This window comes from Methanoculleus sediminis, from assembly GCF_001017125.1.
Lineage (GTDB): Archaea > Halobacteriota > Methanomicrobia > Methanomicrobiales > Methanoculleaceae > Methanoculleus > Methanoculleus sediminis.
Map to the genome: position 1 here is coordinate 334,660 of NZ_JXOJ01000002.1, position 14,566 is coordinate 349,225.

At 62.9% G+C, this 14,566-nt stretch carries 11 protein-coding genes; 6 read left to right on the forward strand and 5 right to left on the reverse strand.

Annotated elements, in window-relative coordinates; all coding sequences use genetic code 11:
- The first annotated feature begins 159 nt into the window (after nucleotides 1-159).
- On the forward strand, nucleotides 160-840 hold the full coding sequence (locus SZ63_RS04490) for a 2,5-diamino-6-(ribosylamino)-4(3H)-pyrimidinone 5'-phosphate reductase (RefSeq protein ID WP_048181819.1): 681 nt from the start codon (nucleotides 160-162) through the stop codon (nucleotides 838-840).
- 105 nt (nucleotides 841-945) lie between these two features.
- Here SZ63_RS04490 and SZ63_RS04495 read toward each other — a convergent pair whose 3' ends face one another.
- Complete coding sequence (locus SZ63_RS04495) at nucleotides 946-1,386, reverse strand: hypothetical protein (RefSeq protein WP_241481242.1); 441 nt, start codon at nucleotides 1,384-1,386, stop codon at nucleotides 946-948.
- A 281-nt stretch (nucleotides 1,387-1,667) separates the two neighbouring features.
- Here SZ63_RS04495 and SZ63_RS04500 point away from each other — a divergent pair, with 281 nt between their 5' ends.
- The 5 genes from SZ63_RS04500 (at nucleotide 1,668) to SZ63_RS04520 (ending at nucleotide 8,239) form a co-directional block, all read left to right on the forward strand.
- Nucleotides 1,668-3,257, forward strand: coding sequence for an FMN-binding glutamate synthase family protein (locus tag SZ63_RS04500; protein ID WP_048181828.1), 1,590 nt, complete (start codon nucleotides 1,668-1,670; stop codon nucleotides 3,255-3,257).
- A 183-nt stretch (nucleotides 3,258-3,440) separates the two neighbouring features.
- Nucleotides 3,441-4,574: an NAD-dependent epimerase/dehydratase family protein gene (locus SZ63_RS04505; protein WP_048181831.1), complete on the forward strand. Its 1,134-nt coding sequence runs from the start codon at nucleotides 3,441-3,443 to the stop codon at nucleotides 4,572-4,574.
- Between the two features lie 53 nt (nucleotides 4,575-4,627).
- Nucleotides 4,628-5,374, forward strand: a complete 747-nt coding sequence (locus SZ63_RS04510; protein WP_082122645.1) for a hypothetical protein — start codon at nucleotides 4,628-4,630, stop codon at nucleotides 5,372-5,374.
- Between the two features lie 325 nt (nucleotides 5,375-5,699).
- Nucleotides 5,700-7,358: a 2-oxoacid:acceptor oxidoreductase subunit alpha gene (locus SZ63_RS04515; RefSeq protein ID WP_048181836.1), complete on the forward strand. Its 1,659-nt coding sequence runs from the start codon at nucleotides 5,700-5,702 to the stop codon at nucleotides 7,356-7,358.
- A complete protein-coding gene (locus tag SZ63_RS04520; RefSeq protein WP_048181838.1) occupies nucleotides 7,355-8,239 on the forward strand; it encodes a thiamine pyrophosphate-dependent enzyme in 885 nt (294 codons plus the stop codon). Before SZ63_RS04515 ends, SZ63_RS04520 begins: the two co-directional genes overlap by 4 nt.
- 4 nt (nucleotides 8,240-8,243) lie before the next feature.
- Here the strand turns inward: SZ63_RS04520 and SZ63_RS04525 are convergent, their stop codons facing one another.
- From SZ63_RS04525 to SZ63_RS04540, 4 genes are read right to left on the reverse strand one after another with little or no spacing between them, the layout of a single operon-like run.
- A complete protein-coding gene (locus SZ63_RS04525) occupies nucleotides 8,244-8,948 on the reverse strand; it encodes a PAS domain-containing protein (RefSeq protein ID WP_048181841.1) in 705 nt (234 codons plus the stop codon).
- On the reverse strand, nucleotides 8,936-11,401 hold the full coding sequence (locus tag SZ63_RS12370) for a PAS domain-containing sensor histidine kinase (protein ID WP_082122646.1): 2,466 nt from the start codon (nucleotides 11,399-11,401) through the stop codon (nucleotides 8,936-8,938). The genes SZ63_RS04525 and SZ63_RS12370 overlap by 13 nt, the downstream gene beginning before the upstream one ends.
- On the reverse strand, nucleotides 11,394-11,876 hold the full coding sequence (locus tag SZ63_RS04535) for a chemotaxis protein CheW (RefSeq protein ID WP_048181844.1): 483 nt from the start codon (nucleotides 11,874-11,876) through the stop codon (nucleotides 11,394-11,396). The genes SZ63_RS12370 and SZ63_RS04535 overlap by 8 nt, the downstream gene beginning before the upstream one ends.
- A gap of 15 nt (nucleotides 11,877-11,891) precedes the next feature.
- Nucleotides 11,892-14,543 carry a methyl-accepting chemotaxis protein gene (locus tag SZ63_RS04540; protein WP_082122647.1) on the reverse strand — a complete coding sequence of 884 codons (2,652 nt, stop codon included), beginning with the start codon at nucleotides 14,541-14,543 and terminating at the stop codon, nucleotides 11,892-11,894.
- Nucleotides 14,544-14,566: the final 23 nt, after the last annotated feature.

The following is a 14,566-nucleotide window of genomic DNA, read 5'->3' on the forward strand; positions in this document are numbered from 1 at the left end:
TAAACATTGATGTTTCAGAAAAAGAAGTGCAGTTTTTTGATTTCTCAGGGCAGACCTCGAATATTCTTCAATCCGGGTAGAGGGGGCGGCGGAACTTCCGTGAGCTCGATACCTCCCGAAAAGAGAGCATATATGAAGATCGGTGTGTAACCCTAGATTATGCGCCCGTTTGTCTTCGTCAACATCGCCATGAGCGCTGACGGGAAGATCTCAACGAGAGAGCGGCGACAGGTGAGGATCTCGGGTAACGAGGATTACTTGCGGGTCGATCGGATCAAGGCGGAGAGCGATGCCATCATGGTCGGCATCGGTACGGTGCTTGCCGACAACCCTTCCCTCACCGTCAAGTCCCCGGAACTCCGCGAGCAGCGGAGGGCGGCCGGAAAGGATGAGAACCCCATCCGTATCGTGGTGGACGGCAGGGGAAGGACACCCCCGGATGCGGACATTCTCCACAAGGGAAGCGGGAAGCGTATCGTCGCGGTTTCGAAGGAAGCACCCAAAAAAGCCGTGGAGGCCCTCCGGCAGCATGCCGCCGTCGTCGTCGGCGGCGAAGAGACCGTCGACCTTCGCGGCCTGCTCGAAGAACTGCATCGTCAGGGCGTCCGGCGCCTGATGGTCGAGGGAGGGGGGACGCTGATCTGGACACTCTTTGAGCAGGGGCTCGTCGACGAACTCCAGGCGTTCGTCGGCAGCATCGTCATCGGCGGAAAGGACGCTCCCACACCGACCGACGGCGCCGGTTTTCTCCGGGAGAAAGACTTTCCGCGGTTGCGGATCATCGAGGCCGTCCGGCTCGACGACGGCCTGCTCGTGCGGTGGGAAGTGGAGAGAACGTGAGGCGGGAGAAAACCGCTCGATAACTTTTTTAAAATAGAAAAACGAAGCCCGATCGCCTTTCCGAACACGCTTCAGGCCGGGCGATCGGAAAAAAGGTTGTTTTGATCAGGGTACTTCCACGATCTGGTCCTTGACCTTGAAGGTGCCTCCCGTGACGAAGGATACGGTTATCTCGACACGGTTCTCGCCTTTCGCTTGCTGGATGACAATCTCGTCGCCGCGGATCGGCTCCAGGGTGTCGGTGATGACTTCCCCGGTCGACTTGGTCACGCGCACGTCGATATGCGTCACGTAATCCTGCCCCTTACCGCCGCCGAAGGTGATGGTAAGGTCATGCGTGAACCGGGAGGGGTATCCGGGCTCGATTCCGAACGCAACCTCCTTTCCCGGCGGCGCCGTCTGTGTCGGGCCGGGCGCAAGGGAGACCGCGGTCGTCGTGGCCACGGGCGTCTCCCCGACCGTCGCCGTCGCCCTCGGGGTTGTGGGGTCGGCGGGGTCGCCCGAGCCGGTGCAGGCGGCAGAGAGCGAAAATGCGAGCAGGAGCACAATCAGAGTTGACAGCAACCTGAAGTTCATAAAGCATTCATGCACATCAAGGTATTTCACCCTTTCGTCACGCTCGCGGCATGTTGTGGATACGAGGGCATAAATAACCCATGGTGCTGCAGGCCCGGCCGCCTGACCAGGGGAAATCGCATCAGGCCGGACGGAAACGAAGCAGAGGACGACGAGATTTCGATCGGGTTTTGGAACAACAGGTTCGCAAATCAGAAAGTTTTATATCTGTTGGAAGGAACCTTCTATCCACATTTGAGAAGGTGCAAACGATGAATCTGCGAAGACCAAACGCTAACGATGCGACGGGAACGACAAACCGCTCCCGTGACGTCGTTCCGATGTCCGGCATCTGCAGCCGGTGCGTCGACGGGTGCAAAGGATCCTGCGAGATCTGGCTCTCCTCGTTCCGGGGCAGAGAAGTGCTCTACCCCGGCCCGTTCGGCGAGATCACGGCCGGCGCGGATAAAGACTACCCGATCGACTACTCGCACCTGAACATCCAGGGCTACGCCCGGGGCGCAAAAGGAATGGCGGAAGGCGTCGAGGCCAATCCCGACACCGCCGTCTTCCAGGACGTCGATACCCGGACAGAATACGGCTGGAGCATCAAGGTACCGATGCGGGTTCCGATCTTCACCGGGGCGCTCGGGTCGACCGAGATCGCCCGGGCGAACTGGGAGCACTTCGCCATCGGAGCGGCAATATCCGGTATTACGCTCGTCTGCGGGGAGAATGTCTGCGGCGTCGATCCGGAACTGGTGCTCGATCACGACGGCAAGGTCACCAGATCGCCCGAGATGGATCGCCGGATCGAGTCCTACAGGGAGTTCAAAGACCGGTACGGCGAGCTCCTGGTGCAGCTGAACGTGGAGGACACAAGGCTCGGAACCGCGGAGTACGTCTCCTCGAAGCACAACCTGGAGACGATCGAACTGAAGTGGGGCCAGGGAGCAAAGTGCATCGGCGGCGAGATCAAGGTCGGCAGCCTCGACCGGGCGAACCAGCTCAAAGACCGCGGGTATATCGTCCTCCCCGACCCGGGGGTTCACGAGGTGCGGGCGGCCTTCCAGGACGGCGCCATTAAAGAGTTCGAGCGGCACTCCCGCCTCGGCTTCGTCACCCGGGAAGAGTTCCTCGAGGAGGTCGACCGGCTTCGCGACATCGGTTTCAAGCGGGTCACCCTCAAGACCGGCGCCTACTCGGCCGTCGAACTCGCGATGGCAATCCGCTACGGCGCCGAGGCGAAGATCGACCTCCTCACCATCGACGGCGCACCCGGCGGTACGGGGATGAGCCCCTGGCCGATGATGAACGAGTGGGGCATTCCGACCTTCTACATCGAGTCGCTTGCCTACCAGTTCGCCGAGAGGCTCCGGGAACGGGGCATCCGGGTCCCGGACATCGCTATAGCCGGCGGGTTCGCGGACGAGGCCAACGTCTTCAAGGGGATCGCCATGGGAAGCCCCTACGTCAAGGCGGTCTGCATGGGCCGCGCTCTCATGATCCCCGGCATGGTCGGGAAGAACATCGCAAAGTGGCTTGAGACCGGCGAGATCCCCAGGACCGTCTCGAAGTACGGCAGCACCGTCGAGGAGATCTTCGTCTGCTACGAGGAACTCAAAGAGAGATATCCCGGCCGGATAGGCGAGATCCCGCTCGGAGCAATCGGGATCTACACCTACGCCCAGAAGTTCAGAACGGGGCTCCAGCAGATCATGGCCGGAAGTCGGAACTTCAGCCTCAAGACGGTCGGCCGGAGCGATCTGATGGCACTGACCGAGGAGGCGGAAGCGGTCTCCGGCATCCCGTACGTGATGCGGGCTTACCGCGACGCTGCCGAGGCGATCCTCGACTCGTAAGACAGAGCGTATCGATTGCCGAACAGCCTCCCCCGCTGGCCGCACACCATGTCCCTGACGTTGGACCGGGGGAGGTAAACAACCTCGGGGGATACAGATACCCCGAATAACCAATTTTTATTAATATTTTCCATTCACGATAATATTTAATGCGAAGAGTGCATCAGGGATGCCTGATACACCATGCATACGGATACCAGTCCGGCCATTCTCATCACCGGGGGAGCGGGGTTCATCGGGTCGCACCTCGCAACTGAACTGTTGCAGCACGGCTATCAGGTTCGCATTCTCGATAACCTGATGCCACGGGTGCACGGCCCGGAGCGGTGCCGGCCCGACCACCTCGACCGGCGGGCGAAGGTCGTCGTCGGGGATATCCGGGACACGCACCAGCTCGAGGAGGCTCTCGACGGGATCGACGCCGTCATCCACCTGGCGGCGGTCGTCGGGGAGCGGTCGAGCATGTACCGGCTTGAAAAGTACATGAGCGTCAACACCGCCGGAACCGCCGTTCTTCTCGAGGCGCTGCTCGATCAGCCGGTCGAACGGCTGATCGTCGCCTCGAGCAGCGCCGTCTACGGGGAAGGCCTGTACTGCTCCTACAACGGAACCGTCTATCCGAAGGTCCGGCGCTCCCCGGGAGAGACGGCAAGGGGCGGCTGGGAGCCCCGGAGCCCGGACGGAGAGGTGATCTACCCCCTCCCGACCCCGGAGACGAAGGAGGCGTCGCCGCTCTCGGTCTACGCCATCTCCAAGCACGACCAGGAAGAGATGTGCAGACTGATCGGGGAGACCTACGGGATTCCGACGACCATTCTCCGGCTATTTCCCGTCTACGGCCCTCACCAGGGGCATGCAAACCCGTATTCCGGCATGCTGGTCGAGTACGCGTCCCGCCTGCTCCAGGATCTCCCCGTGCACCTCTTCGAAGACGGTTACCAGCAGCGCGACTTCGTGAGCGTCCACGACGCGGTGCGCGCCTTCCGCCTTGCCCTCGAGTCGCCCGGTGCCGCGGGCGGGACGTTCAACATCGCAAGCGGCCGCCCCTGTACGTTTAGAACCGTCGCCGGCCTTCTTGCAACGATGACCGGGCGGCAAAACCTTTCCCCGGAGATCATGGGGATCAGCCGGGTCGGCGATATCCGCCACTGCTTTGCAGATATCGGCCGTGCACGGGAAGTCCTCGGCTACGAGCCGGAAGTCACCCTCGAAGCGGGCCTGCTTGATCTGGCCGCCTGGGTCGAGGCCGAGATCGCAGAGCGGCGAAAGGTTCCTGCACCCGTCAGGACGCCCGGATCGTCACGCCTGCGGGTCTGAGGGGCACCCGGTGCCCAACCTTTATTTCTCCGCCGGAAGTACGTGATCGTATCATGCGCATCAGCCTCCGGACCTGGGAAGTACGGCTCGGGATTGTCCTCGTTGCTTCATCGATCGCCATCTACAGCGTGAAACACCTCCTGCTCGGCGACGCCGAGAACACCTACCAGTACATCTTCAACGCTCTCGGGTTCCTCCCGATAAACGTCCTCCTGGTGACCCTCATCTTAAACCAGCTTCTGAGCGTCCGGGCAAAGCGCGACCGGCTGGACAAACTGAACATGGTCATCGGCACCTTCTTCTCGGAGGTCGGCACCGAACTCCTCACCATCCTCTCGGACCGCGACCCGAGCCTTCCGGAGATCCGGCACGATCTCGTCGTGACGAACGCCTGGACACCGGAGAAGTTCTCGGAGGTGCGCGACCGTCTCCGGCACCACACCTGCCGGGTCACCGCCGGTGCCGCGGACCTGCAGGAACTCTGCCGGTACCTGAAGGAGCAGCGGGGATTCCTCCTCCGCCTGCTCGAAAACCCCGTCCTCCTGGAGCACGAATCGTTCACCGACCTTCTGCGGGCGGTCTTCCACCTGACCGAGGAACTCGAGCGGCGGGGGGACTTCGCCGGACTCCCGGCAAGCGACGTCGAACACCTCGCGGGGGACGTCGAGCGGGTATACGGCCGGCTCATCGGGGAATGGCTCGCCTACATGGAGTACCTCCAGAGGAACTACCCCTACCTCTTCTCGCTTGCGATGCGGAGCAACCCCTTCGACGAGACGGCGTCGCCGGTGGTACGGTGAGGGGTTCGGGCAAGACTGTAGCGTAATCTATCCGCTACTTTGACTCACGCGAAGCCGCGAAGAACGCGAAGATCGGTTATCCGAGAGCAACTCCCCTTCGCGGCTTCGCGCTCTTCGCGTGGGGCCATATCATCGCATATAAACCGTTAACTCAAGCGAAGCCGCGAAGAACGCGAAGATCGGTTATCCGAGAGCAACTCCCCTTCGCGGCTTCGCGTTCTTCGCGTGAGACCGTAATCATGACCTTCCAGGAATGTGCATTCTCCACGCCCCCTTCCAGCACAACCTATATACCGCCACGCAATCTACGCCACGCCCGATCACCATGGCCGAATACTCCGTACTGATCGGCGGGAAGGCCGGCGAGGGCATCAACACGGCGGGTCTCTCCATCGCCGGCCTCTTCTCCCGCCTCGGCTACCGCACCTACATGTACTTCGACTACCCCTCGCTCATCCGCGGCGGGCACAACTTCGCAATCGTCAGGGCTGCCGACAGGACGGTCGGGGCGCACCGTACCCCGGTCGACGTCCTCCTCGCCTTCGACCGGAACAGCATCGAGAACCACCGCCGGAGGATCCAAGACGGCACGACGGTCATCCACGACGCTTCAACGGTGGTGAGGGGCGAGGGGTACGGCCTCCCGCTCGATGTGATCGTCAAGGAGGAGAAGGCCCCCCCGATCACCAAAAATTCAGCGATGCTCGGGGCGCTTGCCCGGGTGGCGGGCATCGGGCGGGAGGTGCTCGAGGATGTCCTCCGTGCAACCGTCCCGGAAAAGCACCTGGAGGCGAACCTCCGGGTCGCCGGCCGGGGCTACGACGCCGTGGAGGAGGTCTTCACCGTCGAACCCCTCGATGCTCCGGCGCTCCCGGTCCTGACCGGAAACGAAGCAGCAGGGCTCGGGCTCGTTTACGGCGGGCTGGACTCCTACGTCGCCTACCCGATGACGCCGTCATCGAGCCTCCTTCACTTCCTCGCGAATCGCGCCGAAGACCTCGCAATCAGGGTCACTCACCCCGAAAACGAGATCGGCGTCATCCTGATGGCGCTCGGGCATGCCTACGCCGGGGAGAAGACGGCAGTCGGCACCTCGGGCGGCGGATTCTGCCTGATGACCGAAGGCCTCTCGCTTGCCGGGATGTCGGAGATCCCCGTGACGATCGTGATGGGGCAGCGGCCCGGTCCGAGCACCGGCATGCCGACCTACACCTCCCAGACCGACCTTCACTTCGTCCTGAACGCAGGCCAGGGCGAATTCCCCCGGCTCGTCGTCGCCCCGGGCGACCTCGAGGAGACCTACGCCTGGTCGGCGGCCGCGCTGATGCTCTCCTGGCGGTACCAGGTTCCCGCGATCGTCCTGACCGACAAGACGCTCGCGGAAGGGGCGTATTCCTTCGACATCGGGGCGGTCATCCCGCCCCCGGATCGCGAACCGGTGCTCTGGGACGGGGCGGGGGAGTACCGCCGCTACGTCCGGACAGAGGACGGGGTATCGCCGCTCGCCTTCCCGGGGAGGGAGGGGGCGATAGTCAAGGCAACCAGCTACGCCCACGACGAGGCCGGGTTCACGACGGAAGATCCGGTTGAGGCAAGGGAACTGCAGGAGAAGATGATCCGGAAAGGGGAGAGCCTGAAGGCGGAACTGGCCACCTACCCGGCGGTGAAGACCTACGGCGCACGGGATGCCGGGACGACGATCGTCTGCTGGGGTTCGCAGAAGTGGGCGTGCATCGAGGCCGCCGAACAACTCGGAGCACGGGTCGTCCAGCCGCTCGTCCTTTCGCCGTTTCCCACCCGCGCCTGGAAGGAGGCGATGATCGGGGCGGGGAAGGTTGCCTGCGTCGAGAACAACGCCACCGGGCAACTTGCCCGCCTCCTCCGGCAGCACGGCTTCGATCCGGGCCGCCCGGTCCTGAAGTACGACGGGCGGCCGTTCGCGGTCGACGAACTCGCGGCACGGCTCGCGGAGGTCCTCGCATGACCCCGGATCAATCTCCCGGCCGGCCGGCCGGCGATCTCATCAGCCCGGCAGAGAACACCTGGTGTCCCGGCTGCGGCAACTTCTCGATCCAGCACATGATGAAGTCGGCCGTCGCCGAGCTCTCGGAGGAGGAGGGGATACCTCTTCGAAACTTCGTCTTCCTCGGCGGGATCGGGTGCCACGGGAAACTGGCCGATTACCTGAACGTCAACAGCCTCTACGCCATCCACGGCCGTTCGGTTCCGGCGGCCACCGGGATCCGGCTCGCAAATCCGGACCTGAAGGTGATCTGCCACGTCGGGGACGGGGACATCTACGCCGAGGGGCTCGACCACCTCATCTTCGCGGCCAAGCGCAACAGCGACATCACCGTCATCGTTCACGACAACCGGGTCTACGGGCTGACGACGGGGCAGTACACCCCGACGTCGCCCACCGGGTTTCGCGGCCGCTCCACCCCGGGCGGGATAACGGAGCATCCCCTAAACCCGCTCGAAGTCATGCTCGCCGCCGGGGCCACGCATATTGCGCGGGGCTACACGAAGAAGATCCGGCACTTAAAAGACCTCTTCAAGGAGGCGATCATGCACCGGGGGTTCTCGTTCGTCGATGTCCTCCAGATCTGCGCGACCTACTTCAACCTGACCGACTACTACAACGAGCACGCCTACGAGATGAAGGAGGGCGAGACCGATACCGGCCGGTACGAGAGCGCTCTAGGAAAGATCCGGGAGTGGGACTACGACCGGGAGGCGCCGATCCCGCTCGGGACGTTCTACTCGGTCGAGAAACCGATATACGAGGAGAAGTTCCGGGCGCTCACGGCAGGGAGGCCGGAGAGGCGGGCGCTTGTCCGGAAGGTTATCGAGGAGTGGCGGTAGACTCTCACGGCGACGCCATCCGGTGGTGCTTGCGGAGATACTCCCGGATCGACGTCGACTCGAGGGCCCCGAGATCGAGCTGCCGGACAGTCTCGTCGATCATCTCCACCTGGAGCAGGATCTTCTCGCGGACGTCGTCGTCCATGAATCCGGCCAGTGCGGCGATCACCTGGAGCGGGTTGCGGATCCGGTCGTTGAGGGTCATGAGTTGCTCGACATTCTCCTCGAGCTGCCGTAGCATTCTGTTCCGGGAATCGATGTCCGGGAGGAGCGCTCCGTTTTCTTCGGTGCCGAAACAGATCCAGCCGGCACAACGCTCCCCGGGGCCCTGTGCCGGGTGGCAGGTCCACCGGACGGGCACCCGGCATCCGCCGGCAGAGATGCGGTCAACGATAAATTCAACTTCCCGTCTCTCTTCGAATCGTTTCCGGAGGCAGCCGCCGTCCCGATCGGACTGCGGCAGAATCGTCCCGATGGCGTCCTGTCCGGTGAGTGCCGCGCGGGAACGTCCGGCAAGGATCGCCCCGGAGAGGTTGACGAACCGGATGCGGCGATCGGCATCCAGGATCATGACGAAACAGGAGATACAATCGGCAGCGCGCCTGAATGCCTCGTCCCATGTCCCGCCCGGGCACCCGGACAGGTGGCGTGCGGCCACGGCTTCCATCGCGGCGGCGCGATCTTCCGCCATGCCGGTCAGGCGGTGCATGCATCCTCCTCCGGCCCGCCGGCACCGTCGGAGACGATGAGCTCAACGACCGTCCCGGCCACCCCCGGCCGGAACGTGATGGTCCCTTCGAGTTGTGCCGCGAGGATCCGGACGAGTTGCAGCCCCAGGGTCGCCGGTGGCCGGTTAATAACGTCCGGGGGCATCCCGACACCGTCGTCCCGGTATTCGATGGCGAGCCGGTCATCCGGCAGCCGGGAAATCCGGATCACGATCGCTCCGTTATCCCTGCCGGCAAACCCGTGCCTGAGAGAGTTGGAGATGAGTTCGTTAAGGATGAGCCCGAGCGGGATCGCTGCATCCCCGGAGAAGGTGATCATCTCCGCCGTCTCGACGGTGACGGATACGTAGGCCTGCAGGGCGTAGGACTGGACCAGGTCGTCTGCGAGCCTGTGCGCGTAGGCACCGATGTCAACGGCGGCGAGTGACTCCGATCGGTAGAGGCTCTCGTGGACGAGCGCGAGCGACTTCACCCGGTTCACGCTCTCCCGGATGCTCTCTCGTGCTTCGGGATTATCTATCAGGCGGCCCTGCAGGGAGAGAAGACTCGAGATAACCTGCATATTGTTCTTCACCCTGTGATGAACCTCCTTTAAGAGCGCCGTCTTCTCATCAAGCGACATCTGCAGCCGGCGCTCGTACGCCTTCCTCTCCTCGAAGTGCCGGGCGTTGACGATGGCAAGCGCGGCCTGGTCAGCGATCCCTTTCAGGAACGCGAGATCTCCCGGGGAGAACGTGCGCGGCGCATCAAACATCACCACGTCCAGAGCCCCGATCAGGACACCTTCGTAGAGAATTGCCGCGGACGCAACCGCCCGGGGAGGCCGCTCCGGGATGCTCTTCCGGGACATCTCATCCACCCGGAGCATCAGGTCGGGAACGGTGATGATCGGACCCTGTTTGTGCAGTTCACGCTCGTAAATCGAGAGTGGGATGCACGGCAGGCAACCCTGTGCTCCCTCAGGCACCCCGAACGACCGGGCGGGCACGAGCATACCCCGGTGGCGATCCGAGAGGAAGACGACCGCTGCCGGAACCTGGAGCGCCCGGGCTGTCTCCTCACAGAGCGCATCGAGCACGGCATCCTGTGCGATGCTGCAGTTCAGTCGCGCAGCAATCCGCAGAAGCGTATCAGTCCGATCTCTCTCCTCACGGAGCGCCTGCTCCCGTGTTCTCTGCACGGTAGTATCGCGGACGATCCCGACGCAGTACCATCCGCCCCCGACCCGCACGGCGGCTATCGAGAGCTCCCCCAGGAAGACCGAACCCCCTTTCCGGGCGAACGTGACGTCTGGAAACCTCAGGCGGACGGCACCCTGCAGCGCGCCCGCAACGGCATGCCTGATGTCCTTAACATACGGAAGATGGGAATACCCGGGCGGAAAGAGCTGGCCGGGGTCATCCCCGATGATCTCGCCCGCTGCGTATCCGAAGAGGTCTTCGGCGCTGTGGTTCCAGTAAGTGATCCTGGCGGAACCGTCCATGACGACGATCGCGTCGGATGCGGCATCGGCCAGAAGAGCCAGTTTCTGATCGTTCATCCAGGTGTTCCGGGCCTCCCGACGCTTGCGTTCGGTGATGTCATGGCCGACCACCTGGTATTCGCAGACGGCACCCCCGGTGTCGAAGATCGCCCGGCATACGCTGCGGTACCAGCGTTCCTCGCCGTCCGCCCCGCCGACCCTGAACTCCCGGGTGAGGGTAGGGGTGAAGGCGTCTGGTGGGCCCGCCCTGACGGGCAGTTCTCCTGCGATCTCAGCCGGGAGGATCTCGTGAGCGCGCATACCGAGCACGTCTTTGCGCTCACGCCGGCAGAAGGCACAGAACGCCTCATTTGCGTAGATTATCGTCCCGTCCGGCAGGAGTCTGCAGAGGGGATCGGTCAGGTCTTCGACGATGGCGTGGTAGTAGGCCTCGGCGGCATGCAGCGCTTCGCACGAACAGGGGCATATCGCGACCGACCCGAGAGTCGCCGCGACCGCCTCCAGGGCACCGGTCTCGAGCCGCCGCCACCTCCTTCGCCCCGTGTGACCCTTTAATCCCAGGATGCCCTGGAGTTCCGGCCCGCAGAAGATGGGGATCACGATGACCGGCGTAGAGATACCCCGGACAGGCTGACCCGCCCGGAGCTGATCCTCCCACCCGGGCGGCAGATCCCGGCAGGAGAGACACCCCACTTTACCCTTCGGAACGGCCGCGCCATCGGCCCATTCGTAACGAAGACGCAGACAGATCCCACCCGTGCCCGGCTTACGGGCGACCTCGGCAAGGCAGACCCGGTTCGCCCGCACCGTCCTCCCGAGGCGCCGGAGAAAGGCGTACATCCGGGCGTCCCGGGTGACGCTCCCGGAGGAGAGAGACCCCGCACGGTCCAGGGCCGCCACCTGCCTCCGGAGGAGGGGCGCGGTTCTTCTCCGCCCATTTCTATTACGCATCTCTTCTGGTCACCAGATCCTTGACGGCCTTCTGGATATCGATCCAGATGATGAGATCTTTGTCACCCTTCTTCTCCCTGTCAAGTCCGTCGCTGCCGTGTAACTTGATGATTCCCTTCATGTAGGCCTGGTTTGAGATGGCCTCGTCCATCCGCTCGACATCGGTCTCCGCGACCTGGATGACGCTATGAACATCGTCGACGACGATCCCGATATTCGACCCGCCGGAGGCTTCGGGGGCCAGCACGATGATCTTCTGGCTCTCGGTGTCTTCCTGTCCGGAGAGACCCAGCATCTGGTAGAGGTTGATGATGTTGGTGATCTCCCCCCGGAGGTTCATGATCCCTTCGAGGTAGGGCGGTGCTCTCGGCACCGGCGTGATCGGCATCATCTCGACGATCTCCTGCGCAAGGTGGATGTCGAGGGCATACAGCGATCCCCCGACCTGGAACTCAACAACGCCTATGGTTGCCATACTCCACACCCCGCTCTAGAACGAGAACCGCTGCATGGTCGCCTTGAGGTCGCCTGCCATGTTGTTGAGTTCGTGCGCGGCGCTGCCGATCTCTTCGGTCGACGCGCTCGTCTCCTCGGAGAGCGACGCCAGGTTCTCCACCTCCGCCTGGGTATCCTTGGTCAGACGGGTTCCTTCGCCCATCGCCTCGACCACGCGGTTCGCGACGTTGGCCTGGCCCTCGATTGCCCGTGCGATCTCGCCCATGTCGCCGCTGACCAGCTCTGCCCCGGAGACGATCTTCTTCAGTTCGGCGATGGTGCGGTTGACGCTCTCGACACCCTCCTCGATCTCCGCATAGACCTGTTCCATATTCGTCGCGGTCTTGTTGCTGTTTGCGACGATCGAAGCGATGAGATCCTCGATGTTGTGGCTTGCCTTCTTGGATTCTCCGGCAAGGTTCCTGATCTCGCCCGCGACAACCGCGAACCCGCGGCCGTGCTCTCCGGCGCGGGCGGCCTCGATCGCGGCGTTGAGCGCGAGGAGGTTGGTCTGGTTGGCGATGTCGTTGATGAGCTTCACGATCTTTCCGATCTCGTCCATCTGCTCGTTGAGCTGGATGATCTCGTTCATGCTCTGTTGCGAGATCTTCTCGACGACCGCCATCTTCTGCTTGGCGGCTTCACCGAGTTCCAGACTCTCCCTTCCGGTTCGAACCGCCTCGTTGGTGGTGCCGAGCACTTCCTGCGCCGTGCCGGCGATCTCTTCGTTGGAGGCGGAGAGATCCGCCATCTGGCCCTCGACACTCTCGATCTGATCGAGAACCCTCTTTGCCAGGTCGGCGCACTTCTGGCTCGTCACCGCCACCTGTTCGGTTGCCTTCGCGATCTCGTCGGAACTCTTGCTCGTATCCTGGGTGCTGCTCTCGAGCTGGACGATGGCATCCTGCATCTTCTTGAAGGGAACGACGATGGTATCCAGGGTCTCGTTGATGCCTTCCATGATCGTGCGGTACTCTCCTTCGTGCTTCGCTGCGTCGGCGCGCACGCCGAGCTGTCCCTTCCGGGCCGCCCGGGTCAGCGTATCGGTATCTTTGACCAGAGCCTGGAGTGTCTCCAGGGTGCGGATGAACGCCGGGACAAGCCGGTCCTGTTCGGAACGACCACCGAGCTGACGGTAGTGGTCGAGCCGGGAGAGGTCGCCGTGGCTGATCATCTCGACGGTATCTGCGACGTAATTGACCCGATCCTGGACATCATTGACGGCTGTCGCGACTTCAGCGAAGACGCCCCGGTACTGTCCGGTCACCCGCACCGTGTGGTCGTTGACGGCCATCCGCTGCAGGGCATGGTTTGCCTCGACAAGCCCGGCGAGGCCGTCGATGCACTGGTTCAGGCTCTCCTTGATCTTGTTGAAGTCGCCCCGGTACTCGGCCGTGATCTTTTCCGGGATCTCTCCGCGGCCGATCTGGTTGATGTAGTTCGCCGTGACCTCTATCGGGTCCATGAACGCATCGAGGACTTCGTTCACGCCCTCGAGGATCGAGCGGTAGTCCCCCTGGTGTTTGGCGAGGTCGGCACGGGCGTCAAGTTTCCCGGCGGCGGCGCCCCGGGTGAGCCGCTCCGTATCGGCGATCACGAGCCCGATGGCCTCTTTCACCCTTCCCAGGTTCCCGGTAATCTTGGTGAAGTCCCTGCGCAGATCCTCGGTATACTCGTCGGCGTCGGCGACCGCGAGATCGAAGTTAAGGTCACCCCGGGCGAGCAGTTCCAGGTTTCCGGCAAGCCGGTCGACCTCGTGTTCCATGTATTCCGAGACTCTGGCCCTATCGGTGATCTCTTCGATAATCTCGACGTGGCCCATCGGCTCGCCGTCCGCGTCCTTCACGTAGAAGGTGTCGACCTGGAATTTGCCGCCGTTCATCTCGAAGAGTGTCTGGGTCTCGCCCTGCCGCAGACGGGCTATGGCGCACTGGCCGGTGCTGCAGATCCCGGTATTCCAGGTGCTGCACGGTTTCCCGATGATGTCGGCGCGCTTCCTGCCGATCAGCTTCTCCGCCGCTGCATTGACGAGCGTCCAGTTCATATCGAGGTCGGTGACCGCGATCGGGAACTGTACTGCATCGAGGATCGACTCGTACCAGGCGGCGACGTTTGCGGCCGCCTTCTTCTCCCGGGTGACGTCCACTAATTCCATATGCGCCCCCCTGACGTTGCCGACGGCGTCAAGCAGCGGCGCCGCCCATTCCTTGAGGAGGAGGACGCCCTTCGGGCACCGGATCTTCACCTCGGCAGCGGTGAGGCGTCTCTCGCTCATGGAGATAGCAATGCTGTCGCCTTTCAATTCCAGGATATCGAGGGCCTTGACGTTCAGGCGCAGGCCCTCTTCACGACTCCATCCAAAGAGCTCAAGCGCCGCGTCGTTGAGGTCGATGAAGTTGAGGTCGCTGTCCACGGTGATCATGGGCAGGGGGTTCCTGTCAATCGCCGTCCGGGTATCGGCAATCTTTGTGAGAGTTTCTGCCAGACCGCTCTCTTTAAGGCTGGCAGGGAGGTTTTGAGGATCAAACTTTCCGTCAGCGGCATTTTTGAGGAGCGTTATGAATTCAGCGTTTATTCCACAATTGTTACCGGCATTGAAGGCATCGCTACCTGATGATGGTTCCAGTGTACTCTCCACGTAGATCATCCCCTTTTATCGGTTTCTCCCGG